The 13,982-nt window shown below is 68.1% G+C and carries 14 protein-coding genes; 10 read left to right on the forward strand and 4 right to left on the reverse strand.

What is annotated here, in order from left to right:
• Positions 1-15 precede the first annotated feature (15 nt).
• Together R3E10_08960 and R3E10_08965 are read right to left on the reverse strand one after the other, a co-directional pair.
• Positions 16-2,658: a DUF5916 domain-containing protein gene (locus R3E10_08960; protein ID MEZ4415874.1), complete on the reverse strand. Its 2,643-nt coding sequence runs from the start codon at positions 2,656-2,658 to the stop codon at positions 16-18.
• On the reverse strand, positions 2,655-3,410 hold the full coding sequence (locus R3E10_08965) for a DNA alkylation repair protein (protein ID MEZ4415875.1): 756 nt from the start codon (positions 3,408-3,410) through the stop codon (positions 2,655-2,657). The genes R3E10_08960 and R3E10_08965 overlap by 4 nt, the downstream gene beginning before the upstream one ends.
• Positions 3,411-3,610: 200 nt before the next feature.
• On the opposite strand from R3E10_08965, the gene R3E10_08970 reads away from it, so the two are divergent.
• From R3E10_08970 to R3E10_09015, 10 genes are all read left to right on the forward strand, one after another.
• Positions 3,611-3,877 carry a hypothetical protein gene (locus R3E10_08970; protein MEZ4415876.1) on the forward strand — a complete coding sequence of 89 codons (267 nt, stop codon included), beginning with the start codon at positions 3,611-3,613 and terminating at the stop codon, positions 3,875-3,877.
• A gap of 22 nt (positions 3,878-3,899) precedes the next feature.
• Positions 3,900-4,535, forward strand: coding sequence for a c-type cytochrome (locus R3E10_08975; protein ID MEZ4415877.1), 636 nt, complete (start codon positions 3,900-3,902; stop codon positions 4,533-4,535).
• An 11-nt stretch (positions 4,536-4,546) separates the two neighbouring features.
• Positions 4,547-4,726: a hypothetical protein gene (locus R3E10_08980; protein MEZ4415878.1), complete on the forward strand. Its 180-nt coding sequence runs from the start codon at positions 4,547-4,549 to the stop codon at positions 4,724-4,726.
• Between the two features lie 20 nt (positions 4,727-4,746).
• Positions 4,747-5,424 carry a cytochrome C oxidase subunit II gene (locus R3E10_08985; GenBank protein ID MEZ4415879.1) on the forward strand — a complete coding sequence of 226 codons (678 nt, stop codon included), beginning with the start codon at positions 4,747-4,749 and terminating at the stop codon, positions 5,422-5,424.
• A gap of 17 nt (positions 5,425-5,441) precedes the next feature.
• On the forward strand, positions 5,442-7,154 hold the full coding sequence (locus R3E10_08990) for a cbb3-type cytochrome c oxidase subunit I (GenBank protein ID MEZ4415880.1): 1,713 nt from the start codon (positions 5,442-5,444) through the stop codon (positions 7,152-7,154).
• Positions 7,155-7,166: 12 nt separating this feature from the next.
• Positions 7,167-7,736, forward strand: a complete 570-nt coding sequence (locus R3E10_08995) for a cytochrome c oxidase subunit 3 (protein MEZ4415881.1) — start codon at positions 7,167-7,169, stop codon at positions 7,734-7,736.
• A 7-nt stretch (positions 7,737-7,743) separates the two neighbouring features.
• Positions 7,744-8,115, forward strand: a complete 372-nt coding sequence (locus R3E10_09000) for a cytochrome C oxidase subunit IV family protein (GenBank protein MEZ4415882.1) — start codon at positions 7,744-7,746, stop codon at positions 8,113-8,115.
• Positions 8,116-8,184: 69 nt separating this feature from the next.
• Positions 8,185-8,778, forward strand: a complete 594-nt coding sequence (locus tag R3E10_09005) for a heme-copper oxidase subunit III (GenBank protein MEZ4415883.1) — start codon at positions 8,185-8,187, stop codon at positions 8,776-8,778.
• Positions 8,775-9,026: a hypothetical protein gene (locus R3E10_09010; GenBank protein MEZ4415884.1), complete on the forward strand. Its 252-nt coding sequence runs from the start codon at positions 8,775-8,777 to the stop codon at positions 9,024-9,026. Before R3E10_09005 ends, R3E10_09010 begins: the two co-directional genes overlap by 4 nt.
• Positions 9,027-9,181: 155 nt before the next feature.
• Positions 9,182-10,324 (forward strand): hypothetical protein, encoded by a 1,143-nt coding sequence (locus R3E10_09015; GenBank protein MEZ4415885.1) that lies wholly within the window; start codon positions 9,182-9,184, stop codon positions 10,322-10,324.
• Between the two features lie 66 nt (positions 10,325-10,390).
• On the opposite strand, the gene R3E10_09020 is transcribed toward R3E10_09015, so the two are convergent.
• Both R3E10_09020 and R3E10_09025 read right to left on the reverse strand, forming a co-directional pair.
• Positions 10,391-12,571, reverse strand: a complete 2,181-nt coding sequence (locus tag R3E10_09020) for an ankyrin repeat domain-containing protein (GenBank protein ID MEZ4415886.1) — start codon at positions 12,569-12,571, stop codon at positions 10,391-10,393.
• An 8-nt stretch (positions 12,572-12,579) separates the two neighbouring features.
• Positions 12,580-13,968, reverse strand: a complete 1,389-nt coding sequence (locus tag R3E10_09025; protein MEZ4415887.1) for a DUF1552 domain-containing protein — start codon at positions 13,966-13,968, stop codon at positions 12,580-12,582.
• Positions 13,969-13,982 lie beyond the last annotated feature (14 nt).

Raw genomic sequence — 13,982 nt, forward strand, 5'->3', positions numbered from 1 at the left:
GCGGCAGTCCGCCCGTCAGGAGCCGAGCCAGTAGTTCGCCTTGATGAGGAAGACGTGCTGACCCGGGTCACGCCAGGTGTGACTCAGGTCCCCCCAAGGCTCCAGCTCGGCATCGGTGACCCGGTCCGAGCGATTCTGGCTCCACACGAAGAAGAGCGTGGAGCCCGGCCGGTACTCCCAGCGCAGGACCAGGTTGCCGCGGAGCGAGCGCAGCCGGAAGTCCGGATCCGCGAAGGAAACCGTCGCGGCGGGACCGGCTCCGTCGGCGTCGACCCGCACTCGGCCCGTGCCAGGGTCGCTGCTGACGGTCGAGGCTCCGTCCCCGTAGCGTAGGAAGTCGTAGCTCGAGGGCCGGGCCAAGGCGCGGAAATCGGTGTAGGCGCCACTGGCGACGAACGGCTGGGCGTAGAGCTGCAAGGTCAGGTCGGGTGTGAGCGCCAGGTCCAGCCGCAGCGTCACGTCCACGCTCTCGCGCGCCAGGTTGGCAAAGACGTAGCGCGAGCCGAAGGTCGTCGCCGCGGCGGAGTCCACGCCCTGCGCGACGTAGAACGCATCGTCCTCGCTGCGGCGATAGGCCGCGGTGGCGCTCCAGTTCCACCAGCCCTGTCCGCGGCCGGCCAGGCTGGGCGTGATCGCCATGGACCACGAGCCCTCGGCCCCTGACGTCAGATTGACGCGAGCGCTTCCAGACAGCGGTTTGCGATCGTCGGTGTGCATGCCTGCGCCCAGTCCCCAAAGGCGGGGCCGCACGACGCGCGGACCACCCCGCGTCGCGCGCGTGTCGAAAGCCTCCAGCTCATGACGCAGGTTGACGTCGAAGCTGCGGAACGCGTGGGTCTGCCCCACCAGATCGAAGCGCAGGTTGCTCGACGTGCGCGTTCCCCCGAAGTCCCATTGCGACACGCCGAGCAGGCCCATGCTGAAGGAACGAAACCAGGCCGTGGGCTGCACCCAGCGGCGCCGGCCGCTCACCAGGGCCACGTGCCGGTCCGCCTGCGTCTGGAAGCCGGCGTCGTTGAGCTCGAATCCCGGGGAGAGCGACTGGCCGTTGAGCCCGAACAGCCAGGCCCCCGCCAGCTTCTGCAGCTCCACCTCGGCGCCGAACCCGGAGAGCGCGGTCGCCGTCGGGTCCAGTGTCACATAGGCCTGATCGGGGCGCTGGTAGTAGCGCGCGGAGGCACGCTGGGCGCGCGTGATGGCTGCCGTGCTCCCGAGGACGCGGCTCCCCCCGACCCACCCTCGCACCACGTAGGCGCGGCGCGCCCAGCGATGCGCGAAATCGACGCCACCGGTGAAGGCGCGGTCCCGCAACACCTCGAACGCGGGGTCGCCCCTCTCCCGGAAGACGCTGGTGGCGATGACCCCGACCTCGCTGGCGCTCTCGTTGAAGTCGCGTCGCAGGCGCAGCACGGAGTAGTTGGCGCGCGGCTCCACCGGTACCGTGACGACAGGCCCGTCGGGAGAGTCGGTGATGCGTGCGCGCTCGCGATCGGTGGTCGCGTTCAGGGCACCCACCGTCCAACCTCCAGCCGTGCGGCCCGACAGCTTGGCCGCACCCAGGATGGTGGAGGCGGCGGGTCGGTCCACATAGCGCCCGCTGGCCGGGAGCGACGGTGACTGCCCCACCCTTCGTGAGTAGAAGAACTTCATGGAGCTCAACCCACCGAACTCGAACCCCCCCGCGCCCTCGACGAAGAAGGGGCGGCGCTCCTCGAAGAACGTCTCGAAGGCGCTGAGGTTGACCACCGCCGGGTCGGCCTCCACTTGACCGAAATCCGGATTGACGGTCGCATCCAGCGTAAGCGCTGGGGTGAGCCCGTACTTGAGGTCCACACCGACCGACGTTCCGAATACGCTTCCGTCATCGAAGGGGCTGTCCGGATCGGCACGCTGATCGAAGGACCCCCGCCCCACCGTGTAGGGGAGGATCTCCAGTCGGTTGGGAGCCTCCAGGCGTTCGAGACCCACCAGATGCCCGAACTTGGAGACGAAGCCCGCCTCACTGGCGGGTGCCCAGGACCAGTCGGCCGCCTCGCCCGCCGCGACGATGTCCCTGCGGAACTGGATGCCCCAGACCGGCCGCTCGGCCTCCTCGGAGAAGCGCAGCTGCGTGAAGGGGATGCGGATCTCCGCCACCCAGCCCTTCTCATCGACCCGCGTCTCAGCCTCCCATACCGGGTCCCAGGAGGGATCGAGGCCGTCCCGGCTGTCGTCCGGGACGAGGAGGTCGTTGCGCCCGCCGGCCGGCGTGACGCCGAACACGTAGGCCGTGCGATGGTCGTGGTGCGAATCGACCATCACCAGGAACTGGTCGTTGAACAGGGAGAAGGAGTCGCGGCGGCCGCGGAGCCGCGAGACCGTACCCGGGTCGCGGGCGTTCAGACGCGCACCGACATAGAGCGCGTCCCGCGTGTAGACGACACGCACCTCGGTGTGCTCGCTGGCTGGCCCTCCATCGCTGGGCAGATCCCGCCTGAAGTCCGTGACAGGAATCGCCTGGCGCCACACGGCCTCGTCCAGGCGGCCGTCCAAGCGCGGAGCCTCGCTGGCGAACGTAGCCTGGACCACGGGCGCCGGGCGCCCGCTCGCGTGCGCGAGGCCGGAATCGGCGGGAAGCTGGACCTGCAGCAGGAGGAGCGCGGTCCCGAGCAGGGTCATGCGGGCTCCCCGTCGGGCGCCCCGCTCCGGTGGGCGGCCAACAGCCGCTCACGCGTGCGCTCATCCATTCGTCGCGTCGCCTCGCGCAGCGTGAGCCCGGACATGCGGGCAGCGCGCGGCTCGACCCACCGGGTCACCAGGGCGGGACGCTTCTTGGACGTCTCCCGCAGCACCCACCCGATGGCCTTGCGAATGAAGAACTCCTTTTCGTCGAGCATGCGGTCGGCATAGTCCCCAAAGCGCTCGAAATCACCCTCGCCGCGTCGCAGAGGTCCCAGGAACGCCAACAAGGCGGCGCGCCGCACCCAGAAGTCGGGATCCCGCGCCCAGGCGTCGAGCCGCTTTGCCACAGCGGGCACCCGCTCGCGCAACCCACCCACCACGTCTGCCGCCAGCGGATCGACGAGCGCCCAGGTCCCCGCCTCCCGGACCAGCCGCCGCAACCACTCCAGATCGGCGAGCCCCAGAGCGTCCGCGCGGGCCCGCAGGACCTCCACGGCGGCCATGCGCATCTCGTGCACGCCCGAGCCCCACAGCTGCTCCACCAGCGGGCGCGGGTCCGGGAGGTCGGGGCCGATCTCTTTGAGAACCTGACGGGTCAGGCGCCGGATCACCGGCACCCGCACCCCCCAGTGCCGGAGCGAGCTCTTCAGGTAGGCGCGCTCGTGCCGGGCTCGGTCGGCCGTACCCTCGGCCCTCAGCAGCGCACCGAGGTGCCGGGCCGCGCGCTGGTGGGGTTCGGAGGGACTCATGATGCGAAAGGGACCACCGCTCCGGGAGGCCGCGCCAGACCCTCCCCAACGGTCCCTCCCGCCTCGGTGTTGCGCTTGGACCCCGACCTCCCGAGAATGCCCCCGTTTGGGTACCTTGTGGGGCTTCAGTTCGGGGAGGCCGGGTCGGACGATCGGTCCGGTCGGAGCCCCCCGGCCCAGCGGGAGAGCACGCCTTCCGAATGATCGATCCGGAGCTTCTGGAGATCCTGGTCTGCCCGGAATCCAAGCAGTCCCTGCACGTGGCCGAGCCGGCCCTGCTGGACCGCCTGAATCGGGCCATCTCCTCCGGGACGGTCACCAACCGCGCAGGCGAGACGGTCGCTGTGGCTCTAGAGGCCGGACTCGTCCGTGAGGACGGGTCCCTGCTGTATCCAGTGCGGGAAGAGATCCCGATCATGCTCATCGACGAGGCGATTCCGCTGGAGCGGCTCGCCTCGGGCGCCTGATCAACCAGCCAAGCCTAGGACGATGCATCCAACTCGGACGCTGAAGCTCGGGGTGGGCCTGATGGCTCTCCTGGGCACCGTGGCCTGCGGGGCCGCACCCTCCCAGGGAATCGCCCGCGGGGAAGCCCTCTACGACACCTGTGCTCCCTGCCATGGCGCGAACGGAGCGGGCAACCAGGTTCTGGGCGCACCGGCCATCGCGGGCCTGCCCCAGTGGTACATCGAAGCCCAGCTCAACGGCTTCCGCCAGAACTGGCGGGGTGCCCACCCCATGGACACCGTGGGCCTGCGCATGAAGTCCATGGTGCAGGCGCTCGACCTCGAAGGAGATCTCGAGTCGGTGGCCGAATACGTGGCCAGCATGCCGCAGGTCGCGGCGGCCGCCACCCTTCACGGGGACGTGGAGGCGGGCCGTCAGTCGTTCCAGACCTGCGTGGCCTGCCATGGTCCCGACGGCAAGGGCATCGAGGTCGTGCGGGCACCGCCGCTGGTGGGGCAGCACGATTGGTACCTCCTGGCCCAGTTCCAGAAGTTCCGGAAGGGGTGGCGGGGCGCCAATCCGAACGACGGCTTCGGGCAGACCATGCGCCCGAACTCCGCGCTGCTCGACGACCAGCAGGTCACGAACGTGATCGCCTACATCCAGACGCTGCAGTAGGGGGAACCAGCATGGCGAGCGAAGTCACTCCCACGGGCCGCATCTCGGTCGAGCAGGTGTCGATCAAGGACTCCTACCTGGACATCCCGGACGAATCCAACCCGGCGATCCTCGACGCGCGCAAGACGTTCCTGGCCACGGTGATCGGCGCGGTGCTCTTCATCGGCGCCGTGCTTCTCTTCATCCTCTGACCCGACGGAATCCGTAGGCGATGCCCCAGAACATGGTTGCCCAGATCTCCGACTACGCGGGATCGATCGACAACGTCATCCTGATCATCCTCCTCTTGACCGGCTTCTGGTTCCTGGTCGCCGAGGGGATGTTCTTCTGGCTGATCTTCAAGTTCAAAGCCAAGGACGGGGTCAAGAGCCAGTACATCACGGGGAAGGAGAAACACCTCAAGCGCTGGATCACGATCCCACACGGACTGGTGCTGCTGTGCGACGTCGTGATCGTGGTGGCAGCGGTGCGGGTCTGGTACAACGTCAAGCAGAACCTCCCCGAGGCCGATGCCACCGTCCGGGTGATCGGACAACAGTGGGCCTGGGTCTTCCAACATCCCGGCGCCGACAACGAGCTCGACACGCCCGATGACATCTGGACCACGGACGAGCTCCACATCCAGAACGGGCTGACCTACCACTACCAGCTCCAGTCCCGCGACGTGCTGCACGACTTCTCGGTTCCGGTCTTCCGCCTCAAGCAGGATGCCGTGCCGGGCCGCACCATCACGGGGTGGTTCCGGACCACCGAGACGGGAACCCACGACATCCAGTGCGCCGAGATCTGCGGAATCGGCCACGGCGTGATGGGTGGACGGATCTTCATCGAAGACGCGACCCAGCATGCCGCCTGGGTCGCTGCGAACACACCCGTGAACTCGCAGTAGCGGAGGAAAGCGAGAGTATGGCTCAGGTCGCCGCCACCGACGTCCACGGTCACGACGCGCACGCGCACGAGCACCACGGACCGCAGGGCATTCTCAAGTACATCTGGTCCACCGACCACAAGATCATCGCCATGCAGTACCTCTTCACGGGGATGGCGATGGGCGTGATCGGCGGGCTGATGGCCTACGTCTTCCGCATGCAGCTCGCCTTCCCCGGCCTTCCCGTGCCGGGCTTCGGCGTGGTGTCTCCCGGGGAATACAATGCCCTGGTCACCAACCACGGCTCGATCATGATCTTCTGGGTGGCGATGCCGGTGTTGATCGCCGCCTTCGGGAACTTCCTGATTCCGTTGATGATCGGCGCGGACGACATGGTGTTCCCGCGCATCAACCGCCTCTCCTATCAGGTCTTCCTGGTCAGCGCCCTCCTCCTGCTGGCCTCGTTGTTCGTCGAGGGCGGTGGGTTCGGAGGGGCCTGGACCTCGTATCCCCCGCTCTCGGCCAACGCGGAGTACAGCTTGACCAAGCTGGGGTCGAGCCTGTGGCTCACCGCGGTGGCTCTGGAGTTCGTGGCCTTCCTGCTGGGCGGCATCAACTTCATCACCACGCTGATGAACTCCCGTGCCCCGGGCATGAAGGCCTATGACATCCCCATGGTCGTGTGGATGATCGTGATCGCCAGCATCCTGTTCATGCTGTCGGTCGGACCCCTGATCGCCGGCGCAGTGATGCTGCTGTTCGATCAGACCATCGGCACCGGCTTCTACGATCCGGCCCGGGGCGGCGACCCGATCCTGTGGCAGCACCTCTTCTGGTTCTTCGGGCATCCCGAGGTCTACGTGGTGCTGCTGCCCGCCATCGGCATCGTCATCGACATCGTGGCCACCTTCGCCCGCAAGAAGCTGTTCGGCTACAAGATCATGCTGTACACGGCGGTCGCCACCGGCGTGCTGAGCTTCTTCGTCTGGGCTCACCACCAGTTCATCGCCGGCATCGATCCCCGCATGGCCAACATCTTCACGGTCACCACGCTGCTGATCTCGGTGCCCATCGCCGAGTTGCTATTCGTGATGATCGCGACCCTGTACGGCGGATCCATCACGCTGAATACCCCGATGCTGTGGGCCCTGGCTTTCATCGCCGAGTTCCTGATCGGCGGCGTGACCGGGATCTTCCTGGGGGCGAGCGGCTCGGACATCTACCTGCACGACACCTACTTCGTGCTGGCCCACTTCCACTACACGTTCTTCCCGATCGCCATCATCGGCACCTTCGCGGCGCTCAGCTATTGGTTCCCGAAGATGTTCGGCCGCATGATGAACGACACCCTGGGCAAGATCCACTTCTGGGGCACCATCATCCCCTTCAACTTCATCTTCATCCCGCTGTTCGTGCTGGGCTTGGGCGGTCAGCACCGGCGCATCTACAACTTCCAGAACTTCCCCGAGCTGGCGGCCATGCAGCCGCTGCGGATCACGGCCACCGTGGCTTTGATCGTGATGTTGCTCTTCCAGCTGGTGTTCTTCTACAACCTCTTCCACAGCATTCGGAAGGGTCCGAAGGCGCCCAAGAACCCCTGGAAGTCCAACACGTTGGAGTGGACGGCCGAGTCACCGCCGCCGCACGGCAACTGGCCGCCGGATCAGATGCCGCGCGTGTACCGGGGCCCCTACGAGTACGGGCACCCGGACCGTTCCGAGGACTACTGGCCGCAGAACCTTCCTGCCTGAGGTCGACGTAACGTGAAGCCTATCGCCACCACTCGATACGCAACGGGAATCCCCACAGGCCGCCTGGCCATCTGGTGGGTCCTCGCCTCCGAGGTCGTGATCTTCGGCGGCCTGCTGGCCTCCTACCTGATGTTCCGCATCGGACACCCGGAGTGGGCCAACGCCGCCGCCGTGACCAACACGTGGATCGGCGCGTTCAACACGTTCGTGCTGCTGACCTCCAGCTTCACGGCGGTGCTGGCCCACCAGGCCGCGGAGAAGGGCGAGGGGCCCAAGGCGGCGCGCTTCTTGATGTTCACCATTCTGGGGGCTCTCACCTTCATCGGGGTGAAGAGCTTCGAGTGGTATACCGAGATCAGCCACGGCTACACCATCACGGCCAACGGTTTCTGGAGCTTCTACTACACGGCCGCGGGGCTGCACGCGCTGCACGTGATCGCGGGCGCTGTGGTCATGGCCTTCGTGGCTCGGGACGCGGCCAGGAATCGCGAGCTGCAACGCGTGGAGCTGATCGGGATCTATTGGCACTTCGTCGATGTGGTCTGGATCTTCCTCTTCCCTCTCCTGTACATCGCGAAGTAGGGGTGACATGAGCGAGCACGCCGAGCACCACATCAACTACACCCGCATCTACTTCACGCTGCTGATCCTCCTGGTGGTCAGCGTGGCGGGCCCCTTCCTGGGGATCTTCTGGGTCACCTTGATCACGGCCTTCGGCATCGCCTTGGTCAAAGCGAACCTGGTGATCCAGAACTTCATGCACCTCCGTACGGAGCGGCGCATCATGAAGTGGGTGCTGGCCGCGTCCCTGATGCTGATGTTCCTGATGTTCTTTGCGGTGGCGCCGGACGTGATGCGCCACACCGGCACCAACTGGGAGAACGAGGCCGCCCAGGCCGCCACCGAGCGGGGCATCCCGCTCGAGGGCGAGCATGGCGCAGCGGCGGGCGAACAGCACTAGTCGCCCCCGGGCGGCTGACCGAACGGAGGGCGCCCCCGTCACGCGGCGCCCGGAGGCATTGAGATCCGGATGAGCAACGCCACTCTCACGATGGAGCGCCCGGAGGCGCAGCAGCGGCCCAAGCTGGTGCCCGACTCCGTCATGGGCATGCTGCTCTTCGTGTTCACGGAGATCATGATGTTCTCCGGGTTGATCTCCGCCCACGTGATCGTGAAGTCACGCGCGGTCGGACAGCTCTGGCCTCCGCTGGGTCAGCCTCGCCTTCCCTTCGAGGAAACCGCCATCAACACGGCCGCGCTCCTCGTTTCGGGCCTGGTGTTGGGATTCGCGCATTTCGCCTACAAGAAGCAGCCGCGGCAGGCGCTGGTGCCTCTCGCCATCTCGGCGTTGCTCGGCCTCTTCTTCGTGGGCTTCCAGGGCGCGGAGTGGGTGGGGCTCATCCGGGAGGGCCTGACCATGACCGCCCACCCCTATGGCGCGTTCTTCTACCTCATCGTGGGAGCGCACGCCCTGCATGCCGTGGCCGCCATCCTCTGCCTGGTCTGGGCGTTCTCCCGGCTGCGGCGGGGACGCCTTCGCATGGACCACTTCGCTACGGTCCAGATCTTCTGGTACTTCGTGGTGGTTTTGTGGCCGTTCCTGTACTTTCAGGTCTATCTATGACACGCGCCCGCTGGATCCCCATCCTGATTCTCGCCCTGCTGGTCGTCCTTCCGGACGCCCTGCACGCGTGCCCCGTGTGCTTCGACGCCAACGACGAGAATCGCCGGGCGTTCTTCGTCACCGCCGCCTTCATGTCGGCCCTGCCCTTCGGGCTGATGGGCAGCATCGGCTGGTGGATCCGGAAGCGGGCACGGCAACTCGACGAGGAGATGGGCCCCGTCGAGGACGACGGACGCCCCGAGGCCTGACCTCTTCCCTCCCCCGGCTCCGCGCCTGACGCTGCGCGCGGGACGGGGCCTCGCGGGTTGCGGAGCGGGCAACTCCCCCGCGGAACCCCGTCGGCTTCGGTGCTCTATCTAGAGGGAGGCCTCCTTCGCCTTCCTCGAGCCGCCGGAGCCCCGCCATGGCCCATCGCCGCAGCCGTTGGCCGTTCGTGGCGTCGTTGCTGATCGCGAGCGCGACCCCAGGGATCGCCCAGGTCCAGACCAGCCCAGCCCCCGCCAACATCGAACGCCTGCGCCTGCGCCTGGAGGATCTGGTCGCGCGCGTGGATCGCCAGACCACCGTCTCCACGGCTTCTCTGGCCCGCGAGCTCCATGAGCGGCGTCAACAGCTCGCCGAGGCGGTGCGGCTCAGCCTCACCACCCCCGGCACCGACCTGGCCGAGCTGCGAGCCATCGTCGACTCCCTGGAAGCGCAGCTCGTGGTCCGAGAGGACGAGAACGCCGACCTGCAGCGCGCGGTGGCTACCCTGACCCTGGAGATGGAGGCCCTGCGCGAGGTCCATCAGACGGATGCCCTGGCCGCCGAGCGGGCTGACTCCCTGACCGCGACCGCCGAGGCCACGGCCAGGGAGCTCGAGCTGTGGACCGTGGGGGAGTTCTACGGCCACGTGCGCGCATGGGCGGACCTGGGCACCACCCTCCAGGCCATCAGCGCCACCGCCCGCACGCTCCTACTGTTTCCCGAAGCAGGCGACCGTCGGCTCGACACGGCGCTCCGCACCGTGGGAGGGCTCGGCACCCTGGGCGGTGCGTTGGTGGCCGCCCGTGACGCCCGGGTGGGGGCCAGCACGTCCGGGCTCTCGATGTTGGTGGCGCTGGTCCCCGGCTGGCTGGGAAGCCGGCGCACGCCCGAGCTGGTGGAGAACGTGGCGCGCAACCGGTCCTTCACCGACGACGTGCAGGCGTTCGCCCGCATCGCCGACCCCTTCGCCGACCGCGCCGCAGCCTTGCAGGTCGCCCTACCGGACCCCGCCATCGCCCGTCGCAGCGGCATCCCCCGGCCCCTGCTGGCGCAGTACTTCGGGTTGATCTCCCGCCGCAGGGACCTGGGAGTGGTGCTGCGTCAGATGAAGGCCAAGGCCGAGGTGTTGGCATCGCTCGAGGGCGTGACGGAGAGCGGCCGCAGGGGACTCGACGACTTGATCGAGAGCTACGAACAAGCGCTCGCGCAGTGGGAGAGCTCGGAGCTGGCCTACGCGTCGACCTACCAGTACCTCATCGATCGCGTCGAGGAGCGGGAGCGGACGGCGGAGGCTCGCTAGCAGGTCGCTGAAGAAGGGGGGTACCCGCGCAGGGGGCTCGCGGGCGACCTGCCACGGGCGCACCCTTCAGCAGGAGACGCACTTGTGGTTGTTCTTCGAGCCCATGCTCTCGAGCAACTGCACCGTCTCCGGGAAGGGTTGCACACGTTGGACGGGGCCGTTGGCCATGTCTGCGGTGGTCTGGCCTTTCCGACTCACCACCGTGACGTCCGCCCCCTGCTCGACCAGGTAGCGGACCAGCTCGCTGTCTCCGCGCGACGCGGCGTGATGGAGCGCGGTGTAGGCGTTGGCGTCCCTCACGTTGACGTCGGCGCCGCACTCCTCCACCAGGAACTTGATGGCCGCCAGCCAGTTGTCCGGCACATGTCGATGCGCGTTCCCCGCGAAGGACTGACCATACCCGACGCCCGAGGCCGCGTGGATGGGGTAGATGGCCGGGCCGCCCACGGGAACGGGCGGCACACCAGAGTAGTCCTTGTCCTCGTCCTCCTCCTCACCGGCGGGCGCCTCCTCCTCGTGCGCACTCTCGCCTTCGGCGTTGGCCTTGAGCGGCGCGCCCCCCTCGGAGCTCTCGACCGCGGCGGCCGCTGAGTCCGCACGGGCGCTCGCATCGTCCGCGTCGACTGCGACCCCTCCGGCCATCGTGGAATCCGCCGACTCCCCTTCCTCGGCGGGTTTCTCTTCTTCGTCCTGGGCGCGGCGCCGGCGCTCAGGCGGCTTGGTGGTGGGGATGTCGGGGTCGGCCCCATAGGACTTGAGCAGGCGCATGGCGTCCACGTCCAAGGCGTAGGCCGCGCGCCAGAATGGAGTGGCGCCCTGAAGGTTGATGCCGCTCCCCCCGAGCACCGAGAAGGTGTACTCCATGTACCACAGATGCGTGGTCAAGCGAGCGTTGGGATCGGCCCCCGCATCCAACAGCGCCTTCATGACATCGAGATGCGTGACGCGCTGTTGCTGGTGTTCCACCGGGTGGGCGTAGGAGGCCCGAGGTGCCCAGGTCCGCTCCAGCACGGCAAACAGCGGTGTGGCGCCCGCCGTGCTGGCCAGGTTGGGGTCGGCGCCGCGACCGAGCAGCAGCAGCGAGAGATCGAACTGCCCGTTGATCGCGGCCATCAGCAGGGGCGAGGTGTGATCGCCCTCCGAAGGTTGGTTGATGTCGGCTCCGCCCTCCAACAGGGCGAGCACCGCGTCGGTGTGGCCCTGTCGCACCGCGTGCAGGAGGGGCGTGAGCCCACCCCATCCATGCACGAGCTGCCCGTACGTGAGTGGCTTGGGCTCTTCGGCCTTGGCGGAGTCCGCACGGACGGCCGCGGCCGAGTCCTCGGCGGATGCGTCGTCGGACTCTGGACGCTGGCCCGGCGGCGACGCCACGCTGTCCGCTGCGGCCACGCTGTCGGGTGCTGCCGACCCTTCCTCCTGCGCGTCCTCCGACTCCGTCTTCTTCTGCGCCTCGGCCTTCTGGCGCTCCTCTTCCGCGGGATCGGGTACGTCGGGCCAGCGCCGCTGCACCTCGCGGTAGACGTCGATGGCGGCCTGTACCTGGCGGGGCGTGGGCTGCCATCCGGGACCTCCCCCCTCGCGCTCCTTGAACTCGGCCAACACCTGCTGCAGACGCCGCTCCGCCGCCCGGTCCGCCGCCTCCTGTTCGGCCGTGTCCACCGACCAGGCTGCCAGCCCGGGGTCGGCCCCCGCCTTCAGCAGCGCGCGAATGACCTCCACACGACCCGCGGCCGCTGCGAAGATGAGCGGCGTCTGACCCCAAGCGCTCTCGCGCGCGTCGATCCCCGCGCCCGCGTCGATGAGCACCTGGACGGCGGCAGCGCTCCCCGAAGCGGCCGCGAGGTGAAGCGGCCGGGCCCCCGAGTTGGACGTGGCCGCCTCCGGGTCGGCGCGCGCGGCCAGCAGCATCCGCAGCATGTCCGCGTCGCCGGACTGCGCCGCCAGGTGCAGCGGCCGGTAGTGTCCGATGCGCGTTCCCGCGTCCACGTCGGCGCCGGCATACAGCAGCACCTCCGCGAGGGACACGTCCCCGCGCTCCGCAGCCCAGTGCAGCGCGGTCATGCCGTCTCCCTGGGCCGCGTTCACGTCCGCCCCCGCCCGCAACAGCTCCTTGACCGCGTCCAGGTCGCCCCGTTGGGCCGCGTCCGCCACGGGCGTCTCCAGCCCGCTGAGGCCGAGCAACAGGACGGCGAGGCCAAGCAGACCCACCGTGCGCGTGAGGTTGGCGGTACCGCCCAGCGGGCGCATCCGGCTCCTCATGGCTGGAGCGAGAACTCGCCGGTGCTGTCGCCAAAGGAGGCGAGGTCGTCGTGCCCTAGCCCCTGCAGCAGGGACACGAAGACGTTGGCCATCGGCGTCCCGTCCGGCGCCTTCAGGTGCTGTCCGCCCTGGTGGGCCCCGTTACCGCCGCCGAAGACCACCAACGGACAGCGGCGGTGGTTGTGGAGGTTGGCGTCCCCCATGGGCGAGCCCCATACGACCAGGGACTGATCCAACAGACTGGCGTCGCCATCGCTGGTCTGCTGCAGGCGCTCCAGGAAGTAGGCCAGCTGCCCGACGCGGTACTGGCAGATCTGGTTGAACTCGAGGATGCTCTTCTGCTTCCCGCCATGGTGCGAAGCCGGATGGAAGGCCTTGTCGGAACCGCTCTCGGGGAACACCCGGTTGGAGGCATCCCGCCCCGTCTTGAACGACACCACGCGCGTCATGTCGGTCTGGAACGCCAGCACCTGCAGGTCGAACATCAGGCGCATGTGCTCGGAGAAGGAGTCCGGCACGCCCGGAGGCGCTTCGGGCAGGTCACGCGGTGCTCCGCTGGTGTTCTGGATCTCGATGCGCTGGATGCGCCGTTCGATCTCGCGGACGCTGTCGAGATACTGGTCCACACGCCGCCGGTCTTCGGCGCTCAGATCACGCTTCATCTGCGCGATCTCGGTGGCCACCCAGTCGAGGATGCTACGGTGCGTGCGGCGGCGTAGCGCTCGCTCCTCCGGCGAGCCGCCGGCTCCGAAGAGGAGGTCGAAGGCCGTCCGGGGATTGCGCACCATGGGCAAGGGGGTCGTCGCCGACGCCCAGCTGATCGAGTCGGTATAGGAACAGGAGTAGTTGTAGTCGCAGCCCCCACCTTTGTCGGTGCTTTCGATGCAGAGCTGCAGGGAGGGGAGCACCGTATCCTGGCCGAAGCGCTGTGCATGCAACTGGTCCAGGGAGATGCCACAGTAGATGTCCGAACCCTGGGTCTGCCTGGGATGGGACTGCGTCAGGAACACGGCGCTGGAGCGGAAGTGGTCGCCGCCCACCTCCTCGGCGTCGAAGGCCTCGGCCATGCGCACGTCGGTGTTGCTGACGATGGTCATGCGCTCGCGCCACGACTCCAACGACTTGAGGACGTTGCCCGCCTCCAGCTCGTAGTCTCGTCCCACCGCCGCAGGCGCGAACAGGTTCTGGGATGCGCCCCATTCGTTGCAGCCCGGCACCCCGTGCACTTCCTCGATGCACACGAGGCGGGTCGGCGACGAGGCCCGGCCCATTCCATTCCGCCGTCCGGCGGGAAGCATCGCGTCCAGGAGCGGCATCGCCAACGTGGCGCCCGCTCCTCGCAGGAAGGTGCGGCGCGGCACCGTCTTTCCGGTCAGGAAGTGCATGGTGGTACGGTCCC

Source organism: Gemmatimonadota bacterium (assembly GCA_041390105.1).
Classification (GTDB): domain Bacteria; phylum Gemmatimonadota; class Gemmatimonadetes; order Longimicrobiales; family Gaopeijiaceae; genus JAGQIF01.

Excerpts from the sequence above, each read along its gene's own strand:
- R3E10_08990 (MEZ4415880.1), top strand. The coding sequence starts at position 5,442 with ATGGCTCAGGTCGCCGCCACCGACGTCCACGGTCACGACGCGCACGCG.
- R3E10_09015 (MEZ4415885.1), top strand. The coding sequence starts at position 9,182 with ATGGCCCATCGCCGCAGCCGTTGGCCGTTCGTGGCGTCGTTGCTGATC.
- R3E10_09005 (MEZ4415883.1), top strand. The coding sequence starts at position 8,185 with ATGAGCAACGCCACTCTCACGATGGAGCGCCCGGAGGCGCAGCAGCGG.
- R3E10_09020 (MEZ4415886.1), bottom strand. The coding sequence starts at position 12,571 with ATGCGCCCGCTGGGCGGTACCGCCAACCTCACGCGCACGGTGGGTCTG.
- R3E10_08975 (MEZ4415877.1), top strand. The coding sequence starts at position 3,900 with ATGCATCCAACTCGGACGCTGAAGCTCGGGGTGGGCCTGATGGCTCTC.
- R3E10_08960 (MEZ4415874.1), bottom strand. The coding sequence starts at position 2,658 with ATGACCCTGCTCGGGACCGCGCTCCTCCTGCTGCAGGTCCAGCTTCCC.
- R3E10_09010 (MEZ4415884.1), top strand. The coding sequence starts at position 8,775 with ATGACACGCGCCCGCTGGATCCCCATCCTGATTCTCGCCCTGCTGGTC.
- R3E10_08980 (MEZ4415878.1), top strand. The coding sequence starts at position 4,547 with ATGGCGAGCGAAGTCACTCCCACGGGCCGCATCTCGGTCGAGCAGGTG.
- R3E10_09025 (MEZ4415887.1), bottom strand. The coding sequence starts at position 13,968 with ATGCACTTCCTGACCGGAAAGACGGTGCCGCGCCGCACCTTCCTGCGA.
- R3E10_09000 (MEZ4415882.1), top strand. The coding sequence starts at position 7,744 with ATGAGCGAGCACGCCGAGCACCACATCAACTACACCCGCATCTACTTC.
- R3E10_08965 (MEZ4415875.1), bottom strand. The coding sequence starts at position 3,410 with ATGAGTCCCTCCGAACCCCACCAGCGCGCGGCCCGGCACCTCGGTGCG.
- R3E10_08970 (MEZ4415876.1), top strand. The coding sequence starts at position 3,611 with ATGATCGATCCGGAGCTTCTGGAGATCCTGGTCTGCCCGGAATCCAAG.
- R3E10_08985 (MEZ4415879.1), top strand. The coding sequence starts at position 4,747 with ATGCCCCAGAACATGGTTGCCCAGATCTCCGACTACGCGGGATCGATC.